The sequence below is a fragment of the Cellulomonas shaoxiangyii genome (assembly GCF_004798685.1).
Classification (GTDB): domain Bacteria; phylum Actinomycetota; class Actinomycetes; order Actinomycetales; family Cellulomonadaceae; genus Cellulomonas; species Cellulomonas shaoxiangyii.
Map to the genome: position 1 here is coordinate 42,813 of NZ_CP039291.1, position 20,186 is coordinate 62,998.

19 protein-coding genes, 1 tRNA gene and 2 pseudogenes are annotated in these 20,186 nt (G+C 73.7%); 9 read left to right on the forward strand and 13 right to left on the reverse strand.

Annotation, left to right across the window (positions count from 1 at the left end; translation table 11 throughout):
• Position 1: 1 nt before the first annotated feature.
• Positions 2-520 (reverse strand): FHA domain-containing protein FhaB/FipA, encoded by a 519-nt coding sequence (locus E5225_RS00175; RefSeq protein ID WP_136225238.1) that lies wholly within the window; start codon positions 518-520, stop codon positions 2-4.
• A 10-nt stretch (positions 521-530) separates the two neighbouring features.
• A complete protein-coding gene (locus E5225_RS00180; RefSeq protein WP_135974226.1) occupies positions 531-1,235 on the reverse strand; it encodes an FhaA domain-containing protein in 705 nt (234 codons plus the stop codon).
• 285 nt (positions 1,236-1,520) lie between these two features.
• Between E5225_RS00180 and E5225_RS00190 the strand changes: the two genes are divergently transcribed.
• The 3 genes and pseudogenes from E5225_RS00190 to E5225_RS18250 form a co-directional block, all read left to right on the forward strand.
• Positions 1,521-1,603, forward strand: a tRNA-Leu gene (locus E5225_RS00190).
• Between the two features lie 933 nt (positions 1,604-2,536).
• Positions 2,537-2,611, forward strand: a pseudogene (locus E5225_RS18245) (hypothetical protein); the annotation flags it as partial.
• Positions 2,612-2,739: 128 nt separating this feature from the next.
• Positions 2,740-3,120 (forward strand): annotated as a pseudogene (locus E5225_RS18250) (transposase); the annotation flags it as partial.
• A gap of 240 nt (positions 3,121-3,360) precedes the next feature.
• On the opposite strand, the gene E5225_RS00205 reads toward E5225_RS18250, so the two are convergent.
• Both E5225_RS00205 and E5225_RS17370 read right to left on the reverse strand, forming a co-directional pair.
• The gene (locus E5225_RS00205; RefSeq protein WP_166435995.1) at positions 3,361-4,302 is read right to left on the reverse strand and encodes a pentapeptide repeat-containing protein; all 942 of its coding nucleotides are present in this window, start codon (positions 4,300-4,302) and stop codon (positions 3,361-3,363) included.
• An 11-nt stretch (positions 4,303-4,313) separates the two neighbouring features.
• Positions 4,314-4,607, reverse strand: a complete 294-nt coding sequence (locus E5225_RS17370) for a hypothetical protein (RefSeq protein ID WP_135974222.1) — start codon at positions 4,605-4,607, stop codon at positions 4,314-4,316.
• A gap of 287 nt (positions 4,608-4,894) precedes the next feature.
• On the opposite strand from E5225_RS17370, the gene E5225_RS00210 reads away from it, so the two are divergent.
• Positions 4,895-6,472, forward strand: coding sequence for a pectate lyase family protein (locus E5225_RS00210; protein WP_135974221.1), 1,578 nt, complete (start codon positions 4,895-4,897; stop codon positions 6,470-6,472).
• Positions 6,473-6,570: 98 nt separating this feature from the next.
• On the opposite strand, the gene E5225_RS00215 is transcribed toward E5225_RS00210, so the two are convergent.
• Positions 6,571-7,143 carry a hypothetical protein gene (locus tag E5225_RS00215; protein ID WP_135974220.1) on the reverse strand — a complete coding sequence of 191 codons (573 nt, stop codon included), beginning with the start codon at positions 7,141-7,143 and terminating at the stop codon, positions 6,571-6,573.
• Positions 7,144-7,321: 178 nt separating this feature from the next.
• On the opposite strand from E5225_RS00215, the gene E5225_RS00220 reads away from it, so the two are divergent.
• Complete coding sequence (locus E5225_RS00220) at positions 7,322-7,744, forward strand: hypothetical protein (protein ID WP_135974219.1); 423 nt, start codon at positions 7,322-7,324, stop codon at positions 7,742-7,744.
• Between the two features lie 137 nt (positions 7,745-7,881).
• The gene (locus tag E5225_RS00225) at positions 7,882-8,130 is read left to right on the forward strand and encodes a hypothetical protein (protein ID WP_135974218.1); all 249 of its coding nucleotides are present in this window, start codon (positions 7,882-7,884) and stop codon (positions 8,128-8,130) included.
• 69 nt (positions 8,131-8,199) lie between these two features.
• On the opposite strand, the gene E5225_RS00230 is transcribed toward E5225_RS00225, so the two are convergent.
• From E5225_RS00230 to E5225_RS00250, 5 genes are all read right to left on the reverse strand, one after another.
• The gene (locus E5225_RS00230; protein ID WP_135974217.1) at positions 8,200-9,378 is read right to left on the reverse strand and encodes an AI-2E family transporter; all 1,179 of its coding nucleotides are present in this window, start codon (positions 9,376-9,378) and stop codon (positions 8,200-8,202) included.
• Positions 9,379-9,473: 95 nt separating this feature from the next.
• Positions 9,474-11,075 (reverse strand): polyamine aminopropyltransferase, encoded by a 1,602-nt coding sequence (locus E5225_RS00235; protein WP_208012578.1) that lies wholly within the window; start codon positions 11,073-11,075, stop codon positions 9,474-9,476.
• Positions 11,076-11,077: 2 nt separating this feature from the next.
• A complete protein-coding gene (locus tag E5225_RS00240) occupies positions 11,078-11,284 on the reverse strand; it encodes a DUF350 domain-containing protein (protein ID WP_135974216.1) in 207 nt (68 codons plus the stop codon).
• A gap of 24 nt (positions 11,285-11,308) precedes the next feature.
• The gene (locus tag E5225_RS00245; protein ID WP_135974215.1) at positions 11,309-12,037 is read right to left on the reverse strand and encodes a DUF4178 domain-containing protein; all 729 of its coding nucleotides are present in this window, start codon (positions 12,035-12,037) and stop codon (positions 11,309-11,311) included.
• A gap of 10 nt (positions 12,038-12,047) precedes the next feature.
• Positions 12,048-12,392 (reverse strand): S-adenosylmethionine decarboxylase family protein, encoded by a 345-nt coding sequence (locus E5225_RS00250; protein ID WP_135974214.1) that lies wholly within the window; start codon positions 12,390-12,392, stop codon positions 12,048-12,050.
• Between the two features lie 366 nt (positions 12,393-12,758).
• On the opposite strand from E5225_RS00250, the gene E5225_RS00255 reads away from it, so the two are divergent.
• Complete coding sequence (locus tag E5225_RS00255; protein ID WP_243738322.1) at positions 12,759-14,324, forward strand: glycoside hydrolase family 64 protein; 1,566 nt, start codon at positions 12,759-12,761, stop codon at positions 14,322-14,324.
• A 76-nt stretch (positions 14,325-14,400) separates the two neighbouring features.
• Here the strand turns inward: E5225_RS00255 and E5225_RS00260 are convergent, their stop codons facing one another.
• Both E5225_RS00260 and E5225_RS17655 read right to left on the reverse strand, forming a co-directional pair.
• Complete coding sequence (locus tag E5225_RS00260; RefSeq protein WP_135974212.1) at positions 14,401-15,966, reverse strand: outer membrane protein assembly factor BamB family protein; 1,566 nt, start codon at positions 15,964-15,966, stop codon at positions 14,401-14,403.
• A gap of 161 nt (positions 15,967-16,127) precedes the next feature.
• A complete protein-coding gene (locus E5225_RS17655; protein ID WP_243738324.1) occupies positions 16,128-17,276 on the reverse strand; it encodes a hypothetical protein in 1,149 nt (382 codons plus the stop codon).
• 253 nt (positions 17,277-17,529) lie between these two features.
• On the opposite strand from E5225_RS17655, the gene E5225_RS17820 reads away from it, so the two are divergent.
• Together E5225_RS17820 and map are read left to right on the forward strand one after the other, a co-directional pair.
• A complete protein-coding gene (locus E5225_RS17820; protein WP_243738321.1) occupies positions 17,530-18,201 on the forward strand; it encodes a GNAT family N-acetyltransferase in 672 nt (223 codons plus the stop codon).
• A 390-nt stretch (positions 18,202-18,591) separates the two neighbouring features.
• Positions 18,592-19,356 carry a type I methionyl aminopeptidase gene (gene map, locus E5225_RS00275; protein WP_135974210.1) on the forward strand — a complete coding sequence of 255 codons (765 nt, stop codon included), beginning with the start codon at positions 18,592-18,594 and terminating at the stop codon, positions 19,354-19,356.
• A gap of 10 nt (positions 19,357-19,366) precedes the next feature.
• Here map and E5225_RS00280 read toward each other — a convergent pair whose 3' ends face one another.
• A complete protein-coding gene (locus tag E5225_RS00280; protein ID WP_135974209.1) occupies positions 19,367-20,185 on the reverse strand; it encodes an alpha/beta fold hydrolase in 819 nt (272 codons plus the stop codon).
• Position 20,186: the final 1 nt, after the last annotated feature.

Here is a 20,186-nt window from a genome sequence, read left to right on the forward strand (position 1 = left end):
GCTACCTCTGCAGCTCGAGGACGCTCTGCCCGACCCGCACCGACGTGCCGGTGGGGACGGGCGTGGCGCGCTCGACCCGGTGGTCGCCGACGTAGGTGCCGTTGGTGGAGCCGAGGTCCTCGACGAACCACTGGCCGTCCTGCGGGAACAGGCGCGCGTGCCGGGAGGAGGAGTAGTCGTCGTCGAGGACGAGCGTGCAGCTCGGAGCGCGGCCGATCAGCACAGCCGACGAGCCGAGCGGCAGCGTCGTGCCGCGCAGCGGGCCCTCGGTGACGACGAGCCGGCTCGGGCCGCCGCCCCGCGTGCGGCGCGGCGTCCGGCCGGTCGGCTCCGCCACGGGTGCGGGTGCCTCGCCGGCGCCGGCACCGGCCGCGGCGCCGCGTGCGGCGGGCGCGCGGCGGCGGTCGATGATCCGCGTGCCGTACAGGTCACGGCGCAGCACCGTGATGGCGGACAGCACCAGCAGCCACAGCAGGGCCAGGTACCCGATCCGCAGGAGGGTGACGGTCAGCTCGCTCATGCGCGCCGCATCACTCGTCCGCGTCCGGGCCGCCGGTCCAGAACAGGATCCTGGTGCGCCCGATGGTCAGGGTGTTGCCGTCCAGCAGCGTCGCCGCCGGCACCTGGTGGCCCTCGACGTACAGGCCGTTGGTGGAGCCCATGTCGCTCGCGATCACGCCGTCCGGCGTCACGCGGATCTCCAGGTGCCGCCGGGAGACGCCCGGGTCGTCCACGATGATGTCCGCCTCCGAGCCGCGCCCGATGACGGTGACCGGCCCGGTGAGGATGTAGCGCTGGCCGTCGATGTCGATGAGCGGGTGCCGCGGGCTCGGGGCCGAGGTCGTCGCCGGGGCCACCGCACCGCGCACCGTCGCGCTGTGCACCGCGAACCGGCCGGCGTCCTGCTCGGTGTTCTCGCTGAACGACACCGTGACCGGGCCGACGAACGCGTAGTGCTGACTGCCCGCGTGGTCGGTGACGTTGGCCGCCAGCTCCTCCGCGAGGGCCTCGGCACCCCACTGCTCGACCTGGTCGTAGTCGGCCGTGGACAGCTCGATGGTGAACTCGTTGGGCACGACCGTGCGGTCGCGGCCGACGACCGCCGCACGGTCGTCCAGCTCACGCCGCAGCGCGTCCGCGAGCTCGATCGGCTTGACCTCGCTGCGGAAGGCGCGCGCGAAGGCGTTGTTCACGACGCGCTCCACGCCGTTCTCGAATTTGTCGAGGAATCCCACGCCCACCTCCTCCCGCCGGTCGTCCGGGCCGGTCGTCCAGGCCAGGAGGCCCGCCCGCGTGCTCGTGGATCGCCGGGCGGGTGCCGCGACGGTCCGTCCCGATGCTAGCCGTGCCGTGCGCGGCCCGTGCCCCCGGGCCACCGACACCCCGGTGCGGTCGCCCGGTGCCGGGGCCGTGACCAGGGCCGGTGCAGGACCGGCGCCCGGGCGGGACGCGGCACCGACGCGAGCCGCTGACCGGCAGGTTCGGTACCCGGACCGTACCGTGCTACTGTTCCGAACCGCGCGCGAGTGGCGGAACGGCAGACGCGCTGGCTTCAGGTGCCAGTGTCCGAAAGGGCGTGCGGGTTCAAATCCCGCCTCGCGCACAAAGGCATGTTCGTCCAGGACGGCCGCGGCAGTTCAGGTAACCCCCGGTTGGACATCGTCCGACCGGGGGTTACGTGTTTCTGGCGCTGACCTGCAGTTCTACTAGCACGCTGGCGTGCTGAAGGCCGGAGCCTGCCAGTCAGGGGCGCAGTCGCACGCACGCCAGTGAGCCCGCTGACCTGGTGGTCAGCGGGCTGCAGTCATGGCGCTGTTCAGTTCGCGGGACCGTCGCCCGGCGGCGGAGGTCAGCCGGGTTGGTCTGGCGGTGGGTAGACGACAGGCCCAGCGGAGTTCCCGGCTGGAGGCGCGCTCGGCGCGCCGGTACGGCGCTCCACCGTCCACCGCCTCCTGCCCTTGTGCCCGTACGTCGGGCGCGGTGCGGTACGCAGGCGGTTGGAGCCTGACCCGCTTCCCCGGACACCTGCTGTGAGGCGACGATGTCATCTCCGAGAGGAGTCGTTGTGCCTGCAGCCAAGCCGCCGGAGTTCCGGCGTCGAGCAGAGGACCTGGCCCGCGGCGGCCAGTAGCCGGTCGCGAAGGTCGCGTCCGACCTGGGCATCAGCGAGTCGTGCCTGCGCCGGTGGATGGCCCAGGACGACGTCGACACCGGCCGTCGGGGGGCTGACCAGCCAGGAGCGCAAGGAGTTGGTCGAGCCGCGCCGCCGGACGCGGGTGCTCGAGATGGAGAACGAGATCCTCAAGCGGGCCAGCGCCAACTTCGCGCGGGAGAACGTCCTCCCAAGAATGACGTTCCGGCTGGTCGGTGAACTCGCCGCCGACGGGATCTCCGTGGCGGTGGCCTGCCGGGTGCTCAATGTCTCCAGGTCCTGCTACTACGGCTGGTCGACCCGGCCGCCCTCGGCCCGGTCGCTGGCCGACACCGAGCTCACCGCGACGATCCTGGCGGTCCACCAGATGTCGCGGTCCACCAGATGTCGCGGTGCTCCTACGGGTCGCCGCGGGTCCACGCCGAGCTGCGGCTGGGCCTCGGGCTAGCCTGCGGGCGCAAGCGTGTCGCGAGGCTGATGCGCGCCGCCGGGCTGGTCGGGGTCTGTCACCGGCGCAAACGCCGTGGTCAGCCGCCGCTGCGGCCCTGCGCGAGGACCTGGTCCGGCGCCGGTTCACCGCTGACGGCCTGGACCGGTTGTGGTGCACCGACATCACCGAGCACCCCACGGCCACCGGAAAGGTCTACTGCGCCGCGGTGCTGGACGTCTTCACCCGCACGATCGTCGGGTGGTCCATCGCGGACCAGATGCGCGCCGAGCTCGTCGTCGACGCCCTGCAGATGGCGATCTGGACCCGCCAGCCAGGGCACGGAGTGATCGTCCACGCGGGCCGCGGAGCCCAGTACACCTCGTGGATCTTCGGCCACCGCCTGCGCACCGCGGGCCTGCTCGCGTCCATGGGCAGCGTCGCCTCGAGCGTGGCCAACACGATGATGAAGTCATTCTGGTCGACCATGCAGCGCGAGCTCCTCGACGGCCGCACCTGGGCCGACCGCGAGGAGCTCGCCTCGGCGATCTTCGAATGGATCGAAGGCTTCTACAACCCTCTCCGGCGCCACTCCGGCTCGGCTACCGGTCCCCGAACGACTTCGAGGACCTTCGCACCGCCGCTACCGCGCCGGCATGATCACCCAACCCGAACCGTCCGGGAAAACCGGGTCAGGCTCCGTTTGCTCGACGAGTTCGCCCGCGAGTACCTACGCAACGTCTTAGACATCGCAACCGAAGGCTGCGTGGACGTCGTCAGCTCAAGCCGTAGGAAAGTACAAAGTCTCCGCAAGGGTCGCGAGCGGTTCACCGCCCCACTTGACGTAGTCCTCCCGGACAAAGACGCCAGCCGAGTCCTCTGCACCGCGAAACTTCAGCTCCGGCTCGATAATCCAGCGCATCTGTTGGGCCTCGTGCCGCTCGTCGCCTTCAAGGCGCGCCAAGGCCGCACGCATTATCTCGTACTGGCGGGGGTAGACGCGGATCCCTTGTACCGTCGGCCACCGTACGTCCTCGAATCGACAGCCCGACAAATAGACCTCCTGGAACGTGGCCCGAGAGAAGTCAACGCGCCTCATGGTGTCCGCAACTGGCATGTCCGGGACTACGCGGGCGTCGAATCGGACGTCCTGCAGCGTGCCGGCGAACGTGCAGTCCCGGAAACTCGTCTGCCGGAACTCCTGCCCGCGCAGCGACGCGTCGTCAAAGGCGCAGCCGTCGAATGTGCCGCCCGACGTGGTCGAGCCACGCAGGTTCGTCCGACGGAATGAGACGTCCGTCCACGTGTTCGTCTGGCCCTCATGCCACGACGTCAGTAGTGCGTCGCGCAGGTCCGCCCGCTCGAAGTCACATGCCCGGACGGTCGAGCCCCACAGCCGCCAGTCGATGCACCGCGAACGCACGAATGCGCAGTTCTCGAACGTGAAGTCGAAGAATCGCAGGTTCGGCAGTGTCGACCCGCTCAGATCTATTGCGCTCCACGAGTTGCTCCGAAGCTCGATCACTCCAGAAAGGACGCTCGTCGAAACACCGCGGAAGCCGTATCTAGCCAGAACTTGTGGCGGAGCCAACGACAGCCCGCGGAGGTCGACCCTCCCGTCGACGTCGCCGAAGCCTTCCGGCCGCGGAACGTCGTCCCCGAGCAGCCACGCAGTCGCAGCTGCCTGACGGGCGAGCCCGTCAGGCGTCGCCCATCTCTTCATCCATGCAGTAGTCATTCGGTGAACAGGCCGATCCCTTCGCCCCACTCGAGCCCGTAGCGATTCAGGTTCCCCTGCCATCCCTTCGACGTCGTGACATCCCACCACGTGCTGGTGGCTATGTCATGGAATTCGGGACCGAACTCACCGGATCGTGAGACCCACAGATGGCTGAGGTTCGGGTCGTTCCTGACCGAGTCCTTCACGAGCGTGTCGGCCTGCTGGCCCCGGCCAGCGGCTGCGAGACCGGGCCCCGCCGGGCGCTGACCAGGGCTGAGGGTGACAGCGCCGGAGTCGAACTGCTTCACCGCACTGTCCATTCGGAGAGTTGTCCGAACAAGCCACAGACGGCTTGTTCGACCTGGTACCTGACGGCGTTCCAGACGTCCGGGACCAGCTGCCACTCGTCGGCGGCGTCTCGACGTCCTCGTCGGCCGGCGCTGCCGAGCAGCCGACTCCGAAGCGTTTCACCTCGTGAAGTGCCCCTTGCGGGATCGGAAAGCGGTCTCCTACGGTCGAGAAACCGGTTACTCGACGCGTCAGCGGCGGTGCCGGTGCAGTCCCCACTTCATACGACGAAGGTGAGACGACGACGATGACACGACCCACTGCCCTGCGATCACTGGCGGCCGGAGCCTCGATCGCGCTCGCGGCCGCGGTCGGTGTGACCGCGCTCGCCGCCCCCGCGGCGCACGCCGTCACCGGCCGTGCGGACGGCTTCGCGGCCCAGAACGGCGGCACCACGGGCGGTGCCGGCGGTCAGACCGTGAGTGCGTCCACCGGCACGGCGATCCACCAGGCGCTGTGCAGCCGGCCCAGCACCAGCACGCCGATCACCATCCAGGTGTCGGGCACCATCACCGTCGGCAACACCGCGAAGGTGTCCGGGAGCGGCTGCAACACCGCCGCCGGCGTGATCGAGCTCAAGGGCATCAGCAACGTGACGATCGAGGGCGTCGGCTCGGGTGCGACGTTCGACCAGATCGGCATCCACATCCGCGACTCGAGCAACATCATCATCCAGAACGTCACCGTCAAGAACGTGAAGAAGTCGGGCTCCCCGACCTCCAACGGCGGCGACGCGATCGGCATGGAGAGCACGGTCCGCAACGTCTGGGTGGACCACGTGACGCTCGAGGCGTCCGGCGGCGAGTCCGAGGGCTACGACGGCCTCTTCGACATGAAGAACGACGTCGAGTACGTGACCCTGTCGTACTCGATCCTGCGCAACTCCGGGCGCGGCGGGCTCATCGGGTCGAGCGAGAGCGACACGGGGAACAGCAACATCACGTTCCACCACAACCTGTACTCGAACATCGACTCGCGCACCCCGCTGCTGCGCGGCGGCCTCGCGCACATCTACAACAACCACTACCTCAACCTCCACGAGTCCGGCATCAACTCGCGCGCCGGTGCGCGGGCGAAGGTCGAGAACAACTACTTCGAGGACTCGAAGGACGTGCTCGGCACCTTCTACACGTCCGAGCGCGGCGAGTGGCAGACGGCCGGCAACATCCTCGACAACGTCACGTGGTCGAGCCCGGGAGGCGACACCCGCCCCGCCGGGCCGAGCATGGCGTCGACGACGACCGTGAGCGTGCCCTACTCCTACCGCCTCGACGGTGCGAGCTGCGTGCCCGCACTCGTGCGCGCCACGGCCGGTGCCGGCACCGGCATGCGGGTCTCCGACGGCTCCTGCTCGCCGCAGACGCCGGCGCCGAACCCGACCACGCCGGGCCCGAACCCGACCACGCCGGCGCCGAACCCCACGACGCCGGCCCCGAACCCGACGACGCCGGCCCCGCAGCCCGGTGGCACGAACCTCAGCCTCGGCGCCGGGGCCGACGGCTCCGGCAAGGGCGGCGGCACCAGCTACGGCGCCGTGGTCGACGGCAACGCGAGCACCTACTGGTCGCCGAGCGGGTCCACGGGCCGCGTCTCGGTGAAGTGGGACTCGGCGACGATCGTGTCCTCGGTGGTCGTCCGTGAGGCGTCCGGCGGCGGCTCCATCACCGGCTTCCGGATCGTCAACAACGACACGGGCGCGGTGCTCGCCACGGGCACCCGTGCCGGGACCGTGAGCTTCCCGGCGGTGTCGCTGAGGAAGATCAACCTGGAGATCACGAGCGCCAGCGGCACGCCGCGCGTGGCGGAGCTCGAGACCTACCGCTGACGGTCGGCGGCCCCGGCCGCCCACCGCCCCCCGAAACCGAACCCGGAGATCCTCAGGAGCGAGCCGGCCTCGCCCTGAGGATCTCCGGGTTCGCCGTGTCAGGCGGCGTCCGGGTGGTCGGCCGGGTGGTCGGCCGGGTGGTCGGGCGGGTCGGGGATCAGGGCCAGGGCCGTCATCGCGAGGCCCAGGACCACCGCTGCGCGGGTGTGCGCGAGCGGCCGGCCGGCCGCGGCGAGCGCCTCACCGCGGCGGAAGATCCACCGCTCGGCGGCCACGGTGCCGACCGTCGAGCCGGCGAGGACCACCGCGCCGACCCCCACGCGCACCGCGAGCGGCACGTCACGCAGGGGGGCCGTGGCCTCGTCGGTCGTGAGGTTCTCGTCCGCTGCGCGCTCGTCCGGGCCGGTCCCGCCCGGCTCCGTGGGCGCAGCCGAGCCGTCGGCGTCGGCGGAGAGAGCCTGTGCGTCGGCGGCGCGCTCCCGCTGGGCGGCGATCGCCGCGCGCAGGTCGGGGATCGACGCGGCGACGACCACGGCCGCCAGGCCGGTCTTCGCCCACCCGCGGGCGGTGCGGGAGCGGATGAGGTCGGGCGTCGCGTAGTAGGCGGTCGTGGCGGCACCCGTGACGAGGGCGGCCAGGACGCGGGGGAGGGTCGGTCGGGGCGTCGTCATGCGGCCATCCTCGCCCGGCGGCGCGCGGCCCCGACACCCCCCGCGGGACGAGGCGCCACGACCCGGCCTCATCCCCGTGACGCCGGACCCGACCGCGTCCGGTCGGGTGAACGGTGCCCGAACGGGGCCCGATCCGCCCGGCGCGAGGCCTACGGTCCGGCTCTACCGAGGAGGGCACGTGAGGGCGACGACGGCGGTCTGCGCGACGGCGCTCCTCCTCGCGGGTTGCGCCGGTGCGTCCGGCGGCGACGAGCCCGGCGGGATGACGTTCGAGCAGCACTGTGAGCTCCGCACCGGCGTCGTCGAGCTCGCCGCCACCCCCGACGCCGAGGGCGTCGTCGTGACGTGGCACGACGAGAGCGGGGGCCTGGACGACGCCACCTTCTGGGTCGCGCACCGCGCGGCGGCCGATGCCGCCTGGACGGTCGTCGCGACGCTCGAGCTCACGGCCGACGCGGAGCGCCGGTACGTGCACCGGGGGGCGACGCCCGCGGGCGAGTACACGGTCGCCGAGGACGACGGCTGCGTCGACGGACCCGAGGGCGTCTGTGCGCCCGAGCAGCCGTGCCCGGTCGCGACGACGGCGCGCGACGAGGGCTGACGTGGCTGTTCCCCCGGCACCCGAGGAGCGACTGACACGATCGGAGGACATGCTGCGGTCCTGACGAGTCCGTCGCGATCAGCGCCGCTATCTTCGGGCGATCCGCGCCCGACCTGGGCGCCTTCACCGGGAGAACGATGAACCTCAAGCAGCGCATCGCAGCGGGCTCCGCGTCGGTGGTCCTCCTCACGGCGGCGTCGCTGGGCCTGGCGGGACCGGCGCAGGCGGCGCAGATCTACAAGGAGTTCTCGACGCCGGGCAACTGCCACTACGCGTTGAGCCAGAACCTCGCGAAGATCAAGAAGACGTCGACGGTTCTCTACGCCGCGTGCACGTACAGCTCCAGCAGGGGTGTGTGGATGCACATCCTGACGTTCAAGAGCTGAGCCGGCGGTCCGTCCCGGTCGTGGTGGACCGGCCGCGGGCGGGGCGCCGATGCCCCGCCCGCGCCCGGGTCAGACCGTCTCGGGACGCTTCTTGCGCGCGAACCGGGCCGGCAGGTCGGGCCCGTCCCACACCTGGACCGCGCGCCAGAGCGACGCCGCGATCGGCACCGCCAGCACGGCACCCGTGATGCCGGCGAGCACCGTGCCGGCGGTCAGGGCGAACAGGATGACCAGCGGGTGCAGGCGCAGCGAGCGGCCCATGACGATCGGCTGCAGCAGGTCGCCCTCGAGCTGGTTGACCACGACGACGATCGCGACGACGATCAGCGCCTCCACGGGGCCCACGGCGACGAGCGCGACCAGCGCGGCGAGGATGCCGGCGAGCGTCGCGCCGACCAGCGGGATGAACGCCAGCAGGAACACCAGCACGGAGAGCGGGATGACGAGCGGTACGCCCACGATCGCCAGGCCGACGCCGATGCCGATCGCGTCGACCGCCGCGATGATCGCGGTGCCGCGGATGTACCCGCCGAGCGTGCGCACCGTCGCGTCGCCGACGCGCTTGCCCCGCTGGTAGCGGTCCCCCTCGAACGGGCGGAGCAGGAACTCCCAGATCGCCGGGCCGTCCTTCAGGAAGAAGAACAGCACGACGATCATGATGAAGAAGCCGGCGACGAAGTCAGCCGTCTGCGAGACGCCGGCGATGGCACCGGAGCCGACGGCGTCGGACTGCAGCAGCCCCGTCGCCGACTCGCGGAAGGACGCGATCTGCTCGTCGGTGATGTCGAACGGCAGGCCCTGGATGTACGTCTGCAGCTCGTCGAAGCCGTCGAGCGCCTGGTCCCGCAGCTCGCCCCACTGCGCACCCACCGCCCGCACCACCAGCCACAGGATCCCGGCGAGCACCGCGACGACCGCCAGCAGGGCGATCCACGTCGCGAGCAGCGACGGCAGCCCGCGCCGGCGCATCCAGCCGACGAGCGGCGAGATGGCCGCCGCCAGCACCAGCGCGATGAGCACGGGGATGACGACGAGGGTGAGCTGCATCAGCGCGAGCACGAAGACCGCGAGGACGGCCACCACCGCGAGCGTCTGCAGCGACCGGGTGGCGGCGCGGCCGAAGCCGTCCGACCAGAGGCGCGACGTGCGGCCCTCGTCGGGCGCGCCGCGCCCGGTCGGCGTCTCGACGTACGTGACCGCGACGTCCGGGGCGGCGGGCGGCGGTGTGCGGCGGCCGAAGAGACCCATCGCGTGTCCTCCTGGTGCAGTGCCCGGCGGGCGCCGGACGTGCTGACGGTATTGCCGCCGTGCCCCCGCCGCGCGGCGACCCGCGCGGGCACGGGTCAGTACCGCCAGCGCCCCATGTCCTGCTGGTACGTGCGGTGGATGGTCGGGGACAGCAGCGTCGACGCCGCCAGGTCCCGGGGTGGGGCGTCCGCGGGGAGCTGTGCGGTGGCCCGCAGGGACGCCTCGTCGTGGAACCGCAGGCCGTCGGGCAGGGCGGTCGCGGCGAACGCCTGCGACCCGTCCCCCGGCAGGGACAGCGCGAACCCCCACTCGCCGAACGACGGCACGTTCACGCCCAGCGGGAGCACCGTGCGGTCCGGTGCGGCGGCGCGCATCGTCGCCACCACCTGCCAGAACGCGTTCGGCGTGAAGTACGTGGACGTCGCCTGCGTGCTCATCACCCCGCCCGGCCGCAGGTGCGCGGCGACCATCGCGTAGAAGGGTGAGGAGTACAGCTTCGCGACGCGCTCGTTGGCCGGGTCGACGAGGTCGACGAGCACCGCGTCGAACGTGCGGTCGCTCTCGCGCAGCCACGCGAAGGCGTCGGCGTTGACCACCTCGACGCGCGGGTCGTCGAGCGCGTGCTCGTTGAGCGCGCTGACCAGCCGGTCGTTCCGGCCGAGATCCGTGACCGCGGGGTCGAGGTCCACCACGACGACCTCGCGCACGGTCGGGTAGCGCAGCACCTCGCGCGCGAGCAGGCCGTCGCCGCCGCCGAGCACCGCGACCGACGTCGGTGCGGCGACCGAGGTGAGCGCCGTGTGCGCGAGGGTCTCGTGGTAGCGCGCCTCGTCGACCGACGAGAACTGCAGCTGGTCGTTCAGGTACAGCCGCGTGTCGCCCTGGTACGTCGTGACGACGAGCTTCTGGTAGGCGCTCTGCTCGTAGTGCAGCACCGGGTCGACGTACAGGCGCGTGTTGATCGCGTCCTCGAGCGCCGTCGCCGACACCAGGCCGGCCACGAGCAGCACGCTGACGACGGCCGTCGGCCACGTCAGGCGCACCGGCCAGCCCATGCGCCCGAGCATGAACAGCGCGACGAGCACGTTGAGCAGCGCCACCGCGAACGCCGTGCGCACCAGGCCGAGGGTCGGCAGCAGCAGGAACGGGAACAGCAGCGACGCCGCCAGCGCGCCGAGGTAGTCGAGTGCGAGGACCTTCGACAGCAGCGACACCGACTCGTCGCGCCCGTGCTCCTTGAGCAGCGCCACGAGCAGCGGGATCTCGACGCCGATGGCGATGCCGATGAGCAGCGAGAGCACCGTGAACACGACCCACGCGAGGTCGGTCGTGGCGTACGACCAGAACAGCAGCAGCACCGACGACCCGCCGAGCACCCCGAGCAGCAGCTCGTTGCGCACGAACGCGCGCCCGGGGGAGCGGGCGAGGCGGACCGCCAGCAGCGAGCCGATGCCCATCCCGAACATCGTCACGCCGGTGGCCAGCGAGAACGCGACGACCGAGTCGCCGAACAGGCTGGACGCCGCCGTGCCGAGGATCAGCTCGTAGATGATCCCGCCGACGGCGACGAGCAGCGCCGCCGCGAACACGGTCGGGCGGTCCCCGCGGCGCGCGCCGCGGGGACCCGGGAGGTCGAGGACGGCGCCGGTGGTGCCGGTCGAGCCCGCCGCGCCGCCCGGGGTGGTGCCGTCGGCCACGGTCAGGAGCTGATCGTCCCCGCCACGATCACGCCGATCGCGATTGCCAGGCCGGCGATCACGATGCCGAACGCGACGTTGTGCTCGTCCACGAGCTCGCGGTGCAGGTCGAGGCGGAACAGCTTGTTGACGATGACGACGGTGATCAGCAGCAGCACGATGCCGAGCACCGAGTAGACGATCGTGGACAGCAGCTCGTCGAGGGCCATGGGTCTCTCCTGGTCCGTTCGGGGTTACTTGCCGAGCCCGCCGATCCCGGTGACCGGGCGGCGGTAGCAGATCTGGTTCTGGTCCTCGGAGACGACCGTGCTGCCGGCGGGCGGCGCGGTCGCGAGGCTGCGGGGGGTGCAGTCGGTGCGGCTGTCGGGGCTGCAGGCCCCGGCGAAGCTGAAGGCGAGCAGGGTGGCGACGATCAGCCCGACCACCGGAGCGCGCCACTGGCGCGGTGCGACGACCTTGCCGAAGTGCTGCTTCTGGGCCTTGGCGTCGAGCACCGTGCCGCGGTAGACGTCGAGCACGCGGGCGTCGAACTTCTCGACCGAGAGCACGAAGTCGTCACCGTGCAGCTCGGCGTACGCGACCGTCTGACCCTTCTGCAGGTCGTACGTGAAGGAGCCCTCGAGCGTGCGGATGGTCCCGGCGCCGACCTCGCCGACGCGCAGCTTCTGCTTGCGCCCGTCGACGGTGGCGGTGATCTCCTGGCCGGTGCGCAGCTTCTCGGGGTCGATCGTCTCCGGGACGGTCTCCGGCCAGTACAGCGTCACCTTGCGGGTGTCGTGGTCGTACTCGACCCAGTAGTCGAGGTTCTGGTAGCCGAGGAGCTCCCACTCCTCCCAGTGGTACCACTTGCCGTCGGAGGCGTCCTTCTCCGCGTAGACGACGACGCCGTGCGGCATCGAGCGCCACGGCGGCTCGCCGACGAGGGCCGTGCCGAGCTTCATCCGTGCCTGGTGACGAGCCATGTCGCGCCCCTCAGACCAGCGTGCGGACGTCGACGTGGGCAGCCCCGAGGGCGTCGGCCAGCTCGGCGCGCGTGGCGTCGATGAAGTCGTCCCCGTCGGGGCGGCGGCACGTCGTCAGCGTGACGTAGGCCGTGCCGCGCTCGGGCCAGGTGTGCACCGCCACGTGCGACTCCGCGAGGATCACCGCGAGGCTCAGGCCCTGGGGGGAGAACCGGTGGCCGGCGTCGGCGCCGACCGGGGTGAGGCCGGCGCGGGCGATCACGGCGTCGAGGCAGCGGCGGACCGTCGGCTCGTCGTCGAGGCGCACGGCGTCGGCGCCCGCGACGTCGAAGACGTACACGAGGTTGCGGTCCACGGGCGTGCGGCCTCCAAGCGGGGGGTGGGGGGCGCGGCAACCCTAGTCGAGCGTCCGGGCGACTCCCGCCACCTCCACCCGTTCGCGCGCGCCGCGCCGCGGGGTGCGTCCGCGCTGGTCAGGCACTGGTCCCATGACTGCGGTGGGACCGTGCTGACACTCTCACCCGTTCGAGTGATGCGGCGTGCTCGCGGCATATGTCAGGGTTACTTACTAATTCGCCGACGACGTCGTCAGCAGGACGCGCCGCCGTCGCGAGGGTGCGCAGCGCCGCGCACCCACCCGTGCGCGGGCACGCGCGCGGGCCACCCGGGGGGCGGAAGGACGACGATGCGTCAGCAACGCAGATGGCTCACCGCGCTGGCCGTGGGAGCACTCGCAGTCATGGGGGCGGCCGCGCCGGCGGCCGCGGTCGGGCCGGACCGGCTGCCGATCACGGTCGCCAACCAGTCGGGACGGGCCGAGCAGGTGTACGTGCACGTGCTCGGCACCAACCTGGCGACGGGCCGGCTCGGCTGGGTGGACGCGGGCGGGACCTTCCGGCAGTGGCCGGCCGGGTCCAACCCGCCGTCGCCCGCACCGGACAGCGCGATCGCCGGGCCGTCGAACGGCGGCGCGGTCACCGTGCAGGTGCCGCGCGGGTTCTCCGGCCGGATCTACTTCTCCTTCGGGCAGAGGCTGCCGTTCTCGCTCACGCCGGACGGGCTCGTGCAGCCCGCGCCGTGGGCCGGCGGCGACCCGACGCGCGACATCCTGTTCGACTGGAGCGAGCTCACGTACAACGACGACGGGCTGTGGCTGAACAGCTCGCAGGTCGACATGTTCGCGGTGCCGCACTCGGTGAGCGTCACGGGCGCGTCCGGCCAGACGCGCACCACGGGGCGCCTCGTCGCGAACGGGCGCCAGCAGATCATCGACGCGCTCCGCGCCGACCCGGCGTGGGCCCGCAGCGTCGTCACGCGCGCCGACGGCACCGTGCTGCGCGTCCTCGCGCCCGGCAAGGCGGCGAGCGCCGGCCTGCTCAGCGCCACGTACCTCGACGGGTACATCGCCTCGGCGTGGAACGCGTACACGTCCCGCACGCTCACGGTGCAGCCGTTCGGCGACCGGCCCGAGGTCCGGTACACGGGCCGCACGTCCGGCACGACGATGCGGTTCACCGACACCTCGGGCCGCGAGGTCGCGGCGTTCCAGCGGCCGTCGTCGTCCGACGTGTGGGGCTGCGACGGCGCCCTGCACGCGCCGAACGACCAGGTGGTCGGGCCCATCGCGCGCACGCTGTGCGCCGCGCTGTTCCGCGGGACGCTCGGCACCAGCACCACGGAGCCCGTGCTCGACGCGGCGCAGTTCTACCGCAGCACGCCGCCCAACGTGTACGGCCGCGTGGTGCACGAGGCGATGGTCGACAAGCGGGCCTACGCGTTCGCGTTCGACGACGTCGGTGCGTTCGAGTCGCTCGTCCACGACCGCGACCCGCGCAGCGCCCGCGTCGACCTGACCCCGTTCACGGGCGGCACCACGACGGACCCCGGCACCCCGACCACCCCGACGGGCCAGGCGCTCGTCAGCCGGTGGAACGGCAAGTGCCTCGACGTCCCGGGCGGCACGTTCACGGCCGGCAGCCGCGTGCAGATGTGGGAGTGCAACGGCACCGCCGCGCAGCGCTGGCGGGCCGTGGGCGGCGCGCTGCGCGTCGGCCCCGACCAGTGCCTCGACGCCGCGTGGGGCGGCACGACCAACGGGACGCCCGTGCAGATCGCCACGTGCAGCGGGAACGCCGCCCAGCAGTGGCTCCTGACGGCGGCGGGCGACCTGCGCAACCCGCAGTCGAACCGGTGCCTGGACATCGCCGACTGGAACGGCGCCGACGGTGCCCGCCTGCACCTGTGGGACTGCGCCGGCACGGCCAACCAGCGGTGGACGCGCGCCTGACGCCCACCCCGACGAGCACGCGGCCGCCGGCCCTCCCACCCGGGACGGCCGTCGGCCGTCGGCCGTCGCCGGACGCTCAGCCCAGCACGGACAGCCGCCGGTCGTCCCAGCCCACGGCGACCCCGCCGACCGACTGGACGCCGCGGACCCCCGCGGGCAGGGTCGTCCGCCACAGCTCGTGACCGTCCGCGGGGTCGAGCGCGGCGAGGACGGGGTTCCCGCCGCCGTCGCCGTCGCGCGTCACGTAGAGCAGCCGGCCGTCCGTCACGGCCGCGCCGAAGGAGGCGGGCGGCACGTCGCGGTGCCGCCACAGCTCCTCACCCGTCGCGGCGTCGAGCGTCACCAGGCCCTCCTGCGTGTCGGCGTGCACGCGCCCGCGCAGCACCACCGCGGTCGTCGCCTCCAGGTCGGGGGCCTCCCACCGCCGGGCGCCCGTGGCCGCGTCGTGCGCGCGCAGCGCGCCGTCCGTCATGAGCAGGAGCCCGGGGACGCTGCCGTCGTCGACCGTGGTCCACACCGCGGTCCCGTCGAGCACGAGGTCGCCGTCGGGACGGACGACGGTCGTCGTGTCGGCGCCGGCCAGGCGCAGCACGCCGTCGTGCACGTCGAAGCCGGAGCCCGACTCCGGGTCGGCGCCCCCGCGGGGCACCGTGCGGCGCACCGTCCCGTCCGCCTCGACGAGCACGACGTCGCGCTGCCCGACCACCGCCGCCACGCCGTCCATCACGACCACCTCGGCCCGCCACCACGGGTACGGGTCGCCCGCGCCCGCGGAGACCGGCACGCGCCACAGCTCCGCGCCCGTCGTCAGGTCCAGGCCCCACGCCTGCGTGCCGCCCTCCGGCGCGGGTCCGGCGGCGACGGCGACGCCGCCGAGCACGCCGACGGCGTCGGCGAACGTGCCCGGCACCGTGTCCGTCGGCAGGTCGGCGACCACCGTGCCGTCCGCGGTCTCGAGCACCACGACCCGGGACGTCGTGGGCGTCGTCCGGGCCCAGTCGTCGCCGCGGCGCACCTGCCAGACGTCGGAGGCGAGGCAGGCGATGCGCGTGGGGAGCCTGTGCCGTGGCCCGGGGGTCGCGTCGGCCCGGACGCACAGCGACCCGACGGCACGCACCTCGCTCCCGCCCGGGTCCTGCGGTGGGACGAGCGGCACGGACCACCGCGTCGCGCCCGTCGCGGGGTCGATGGCGACGACCTCGCTGCCCCGCTCGGCCGACGCCCGCAGGCCGACGATGCCCTGCGACCACGGCCACGTGACGGCGTACGGCACGTCGTCACCCGTGGTGGACCACAGCACCTCGACGTCCGGCGACAGCGGGGCGACGACCCCCGGGACGGTCGCGAGCCGGGTGAGCTCCGCGCGCTCGCGGGCGTCGACGACGAGCTGACCGGCGACCGCGCCGGCGGCGACCGCGCCGGCGGCGACGACCCACCACCAGCGGCGCAGGGCGGCAGGCCGCGCGCCGGTCCGGGCGTCCGCGCCCGCGGGGGTGCCGGCGTCGCACGGCAGTGCCGGGGCGGGTGCGGCCGCGCGGACGGGTGCCGGGACGGCCGGTCCGTGGGGAGCGGTGCGCGCCCGGGCGGCCGGGACGTCGTCCTCGACGAGCTCGACGTCCGTCTTCCGCGTGCGGCGCCCCACCACATCGACGGTAACCGCCGCCGGCCGGGGCGCCACCGGGTGGCGGCGGACCGGAGCGGTGCCGCGGTCCGCGGGCGGGGAGCGGGTGGGGAGCGGGTGCCGGACGTGCGCGGGCCCGGACCGGACGGGGCTCGGGGCACCGTCCGGTCCGGGCGCCTGCGTCAGGCCTCCGTGGTGTTCCCGCGGCGACGCAGGATCAGCAGGGCGCCACCGATCCCGACGGCGCCGACGGCGGCCAGCAGCCCGACGAGCACCGACGTGCCGGTGGCCGCGAGCACCTGGCCGCGGCTGCGCGGGGTGTCGTCGGTGGCCGCGAGGACCTCCGCACGCTCGGTGACCGAGGGCGACGGCGTCGCGCCGGCGACCGGTGCCTGCGTGGCGGTGGGCTGCGGCGCGGCCGAGACCTCCGCCGTGGGGGTGGGCGTCGGCGCCGGCGTCTCGTCGTCGACGTCACCGGTCGGCGTGGGCGTGGGGGCCGGCGTGGACGGCGCGGGTGCCGGCGCCGACGGCGACGGCGCGGGGACGACCGGCGCGGGTGCGGGGGTGGTCGGCGTCGGCGCGGGCGTCGTCGGCGTCGGGGCCGGCGTGGTGGGCGTGGGCGTCGGCGCCGGGGTGGTAGGCGTGGGCGTCGGGGCCGGGGTGGTCGGCGTCGGCGTCGGGACGACCGGCGGCACCTCGGTGTCGGGCGCGCACAGCTCGTCCACGTCGATCAGCTCGGCGACGTCGTAGTGGCCGTAGTACGCGAGCGTGTTCGCCTTGAAGCCGCCGTCGGGCGGCGTGATGACCGTCGGCACCAGCGACGCGACGTCCACCGGGCGGCCGGTGCCGTTGCCGACGAGGTCGACCTGCAGCCCGTACGCGTCGGGCTCCTCGCAGACGGCGGCGGCAGCAGCGGCGTCGAGCTCGAGCGGCTTGATCTCGTACGTGCTCGGGAGCGTCTTCGACCCCCCGTGGCGCTGGCCGGCGTCCTCGGTCGGCCACGCCCACACGGGGTGGAGGGCGACCCGGTGCTGCTGCGTGCTGTTGGACCAGCCCGCGCTCCTGGTGGCGTCCTTCTTCACGTAGAGGAAGTAGCCGGTCGCCTTGTCGCACGTGTAGGCGTCCCAGCGGACGGCCTGACCGGGCTTGATGCCGCAGAGCGCGGGCTTGCCGTTGCCGGGCTTGCCGGGCTCGCCCTTGCCGGGCTTGCCGTGCCAGGTGCTGGCCTGCCGGTGGCGGTCACCGTCGCCGGTGGCGGTCGCGGCGGCGGCGGGCGCGACGAGGAGGGCGCCTGCGGTGAGGAGGACGAGGGGGAGGTGGCGACGCTTCACGGGGGGTGCTCCAGAAGACCGTGGGACGGGGGACGGGGGCCGGGGTCGCACGGTCACGCCGTCGGCCGCTCCGGACAATAGGGCGTATTCGGACAACCGTGCAGATCCCACCGGGAAGTCACCCGAAAGGGTCGCGCAGGATGCGCCGACCGGCGTCTGCGTCGCCGCGCGCTGCCCGCGCGGTCGGAGGTCCCGTGACTGCGCCCCCGCCGCCCGTTCCGTAGTCTGGAGGCCCGACGTCCGAGGAGGCCGCGTGATCGTCGTGACCCCCGCCGGACCCGCCGACGCGGCGGCTGTCACGCTCGTCCTCGCGGAGGCGTTCGAGGACGACCCGACCCTCGCGACGGTGGTCGGCGGCCCGCCCGGCCCGCCGCGGCGTGCGCGGCTGCGCCACCTGTTCGACGGCATCGTGCGGTCGGGTCCGCTGGCGGCGGGCACGGTGGACGTCGCCCGGCCGGGCGGTTCGGGGCAGGTCGTCGGCGCCGCCGTGTGGCACGCCCCCGACGCGGCCGTGGGACTGACGACGCAGCTGCGGCACCTGCCGGCGTTCCTGCGCGTCGACGGCGTGCCCGGTCTGCTGCGCGCGCTGCGGGTGCAGCACGTGCTCGCCGGCCACCGCCCGGCGCGCGCCCACTGGTACCTGCAGGAGATCGGGGTCACGGGTGCGGCCCGGGGTCTCGGTGTCGGCGCCGCGCTGCTGGACGCGCGCCTGGCGGCCGTGGACGCGGACGACGCAGCGGCCTACCTCGAGTCGTCGACGCCCCGCAACCGGCGCCTGTACCGGCGGCACGGGTTCGTCGAGACCGCGCCGGTGCCGGGCCTGCGCGGGGCCGCGCCCGTGGGCATGTGGCGCCCGCCGGCGTCCGAGCGCGCGCCGGGCGTCACCGGCCCGTCGGACGCGGCCGGCACGCCCGACGCCGCCTGACGCACGCACCCGGCCGGTGCGCGGTGCAGGCCGCCCTCCGCTCGCCGTCGGCGAAAACCCTTGGCGTCGGCGCCGCGGAGTCGTACGGTCGTCGGCACACGGGAAGGAGGTGGTCCGAGACATGAAGTCTTCTTGGACGCGTGAGGTGACTGCCAGCTAGTCGCCCGAGGCATCGGACGGACTCCGAGGTCCGCCCGCACCCCGCCAGGACCCCCTGGCCGGGCGGCGAGCGAATCCCCGGCAGTCACCGCAGCCCGTGGGTGCCGCGACATCGTCCATCGCGGCGGGGTCCTCCTCCTGGAGGGCCCGCCCCACGGGCTGTTGCCTGCCCGCGCACGGGCTGCGTCCCCCCGGCGGCACGCACCGACGGGCGGGTGAGAAGGTGGGACCGTGCCCCTGAAGAAGCCCGCCGAGATCCAGGAGATGCGGCCCGCCGGCCGCTTCGTCGCACACGTGCTGTCCTCCCTGCGCGAGCACGCGCGCCTCGGCATGACGACGAAGGACCTGGACGCGCACGCGCACGGCCTCATCGACGAGGCCGGCGCCCGCTCGGTCTACCTGGGCTACCACCCGAGCTTCGGCGCGATGCCGTACCCGGGTGTGCTGTGCACGTCCGTCAACGACCACGCGCTGCACGGCCTGCCGTCCGACCGCGTGCTCGAGGACGGCGACGTGCTGAGCATCGACTTCGCGGCCGAGCTGAACGGCTGGGTGTGCGACTCCGCGCTGACGTTCCAGCTGGGTACGCAGACGCCGGAGGCGCAGCGCCTCATCGCCACGACCGAGCAGGCGCTCGACGCCGGCGTCGCGGCCGCGCTCGCGGGCGGCCGCATGGGCGACGTGTCCGCGGCGATCGGCCGGATCGGGCGCGACGCCGGGTACGGCATCAACGGCGACTTCGGCGGCCACGGCGTCGGCCGCACCATGCACGAGGACCCGCACGTGCCGAACCTGGGCCGGCGCGGCACGGGCGAGCGGCTCAAGCCGGGCCTGGTCATCGCGATCGAGCCGTGGTTCATGGCCGGTGGCGACGGGTACGAGGTCGACGACGACGGCTGGACGATCCGCACCGCCGACGGCTCGCTCGCGGCGCACGCCGAGCACACGGTCGCGGTGACGAGGGACGGCCCGGTCGTCCTGACCGCGCGCGACTGACGCCGGGCCGCTAGTCGGACGCCAGCACCGCGCGCAGGCGGTCCGTGAACGCCTCCGGCTGCTCGAGGAACCCGGTGTGCTCGCCGGGGAACGCCGTCAGCGGGACGCCGAGCCGGTCGGCCAGCGCGGCCGAGGTGGCCGCCGTCTCGAGCGCACCGGAGTCCACGCCCAGCCCCACGACGACCCTGCCGGCCCCCGCGCGGACCGCGGCGACGTCGGGCACCCACGTCGTGGTCCACGTGAGCTCGTGCAGGAAGAAGCGGGCGCCCTCGCGCTCGAGCTGCTCGTCGTCGCCGGTCGCGGGCGGGCCGGCGGCGTCGTCGTCCCACCCTGCGGCGCCCATGAACGCCCCCCAGGCGGCCGCGGCGCCGTGCGCGCGGAACGTCTCGACCACGAGCGCCGTGCGGGCGTGGTGCGCGGCGGCGTCGGGCAGGAGGTCCAGCAGGGGCGGCTCGTGCGCCACGAGCGTGCCGACGCGTCCCGGGTGGCCCTGCGCGAGCGCGAGCGCGGTGACCGCGCCGCCGCTCGAGCCGAGGACGTCGGCCGTGCGGGCGCCGAGCGCGTCGAGGACTGCCGCGACGTCGTCGGCCCGCAGCTCGGGGGTGGAGTCCTGCGCGGGGTCGTCGACCGTGCTGCGGCCGGTGCCGCGCGGGTCGAGCGTGACGACGGTGCGCGCGTCGGCGAGCAGGTCGGCGGCGGCGGCGAACGCGTCGGCGCCCATCGGCGAGCCGACGAGCACGAGCACGGGGCCCGCGCCGCGCACCTCGTAGGTGAGGCGGGCGCCGGGGACGTCGAGCGTGCGGACGTCGGTGGTCGCGGTGGCGGTCATG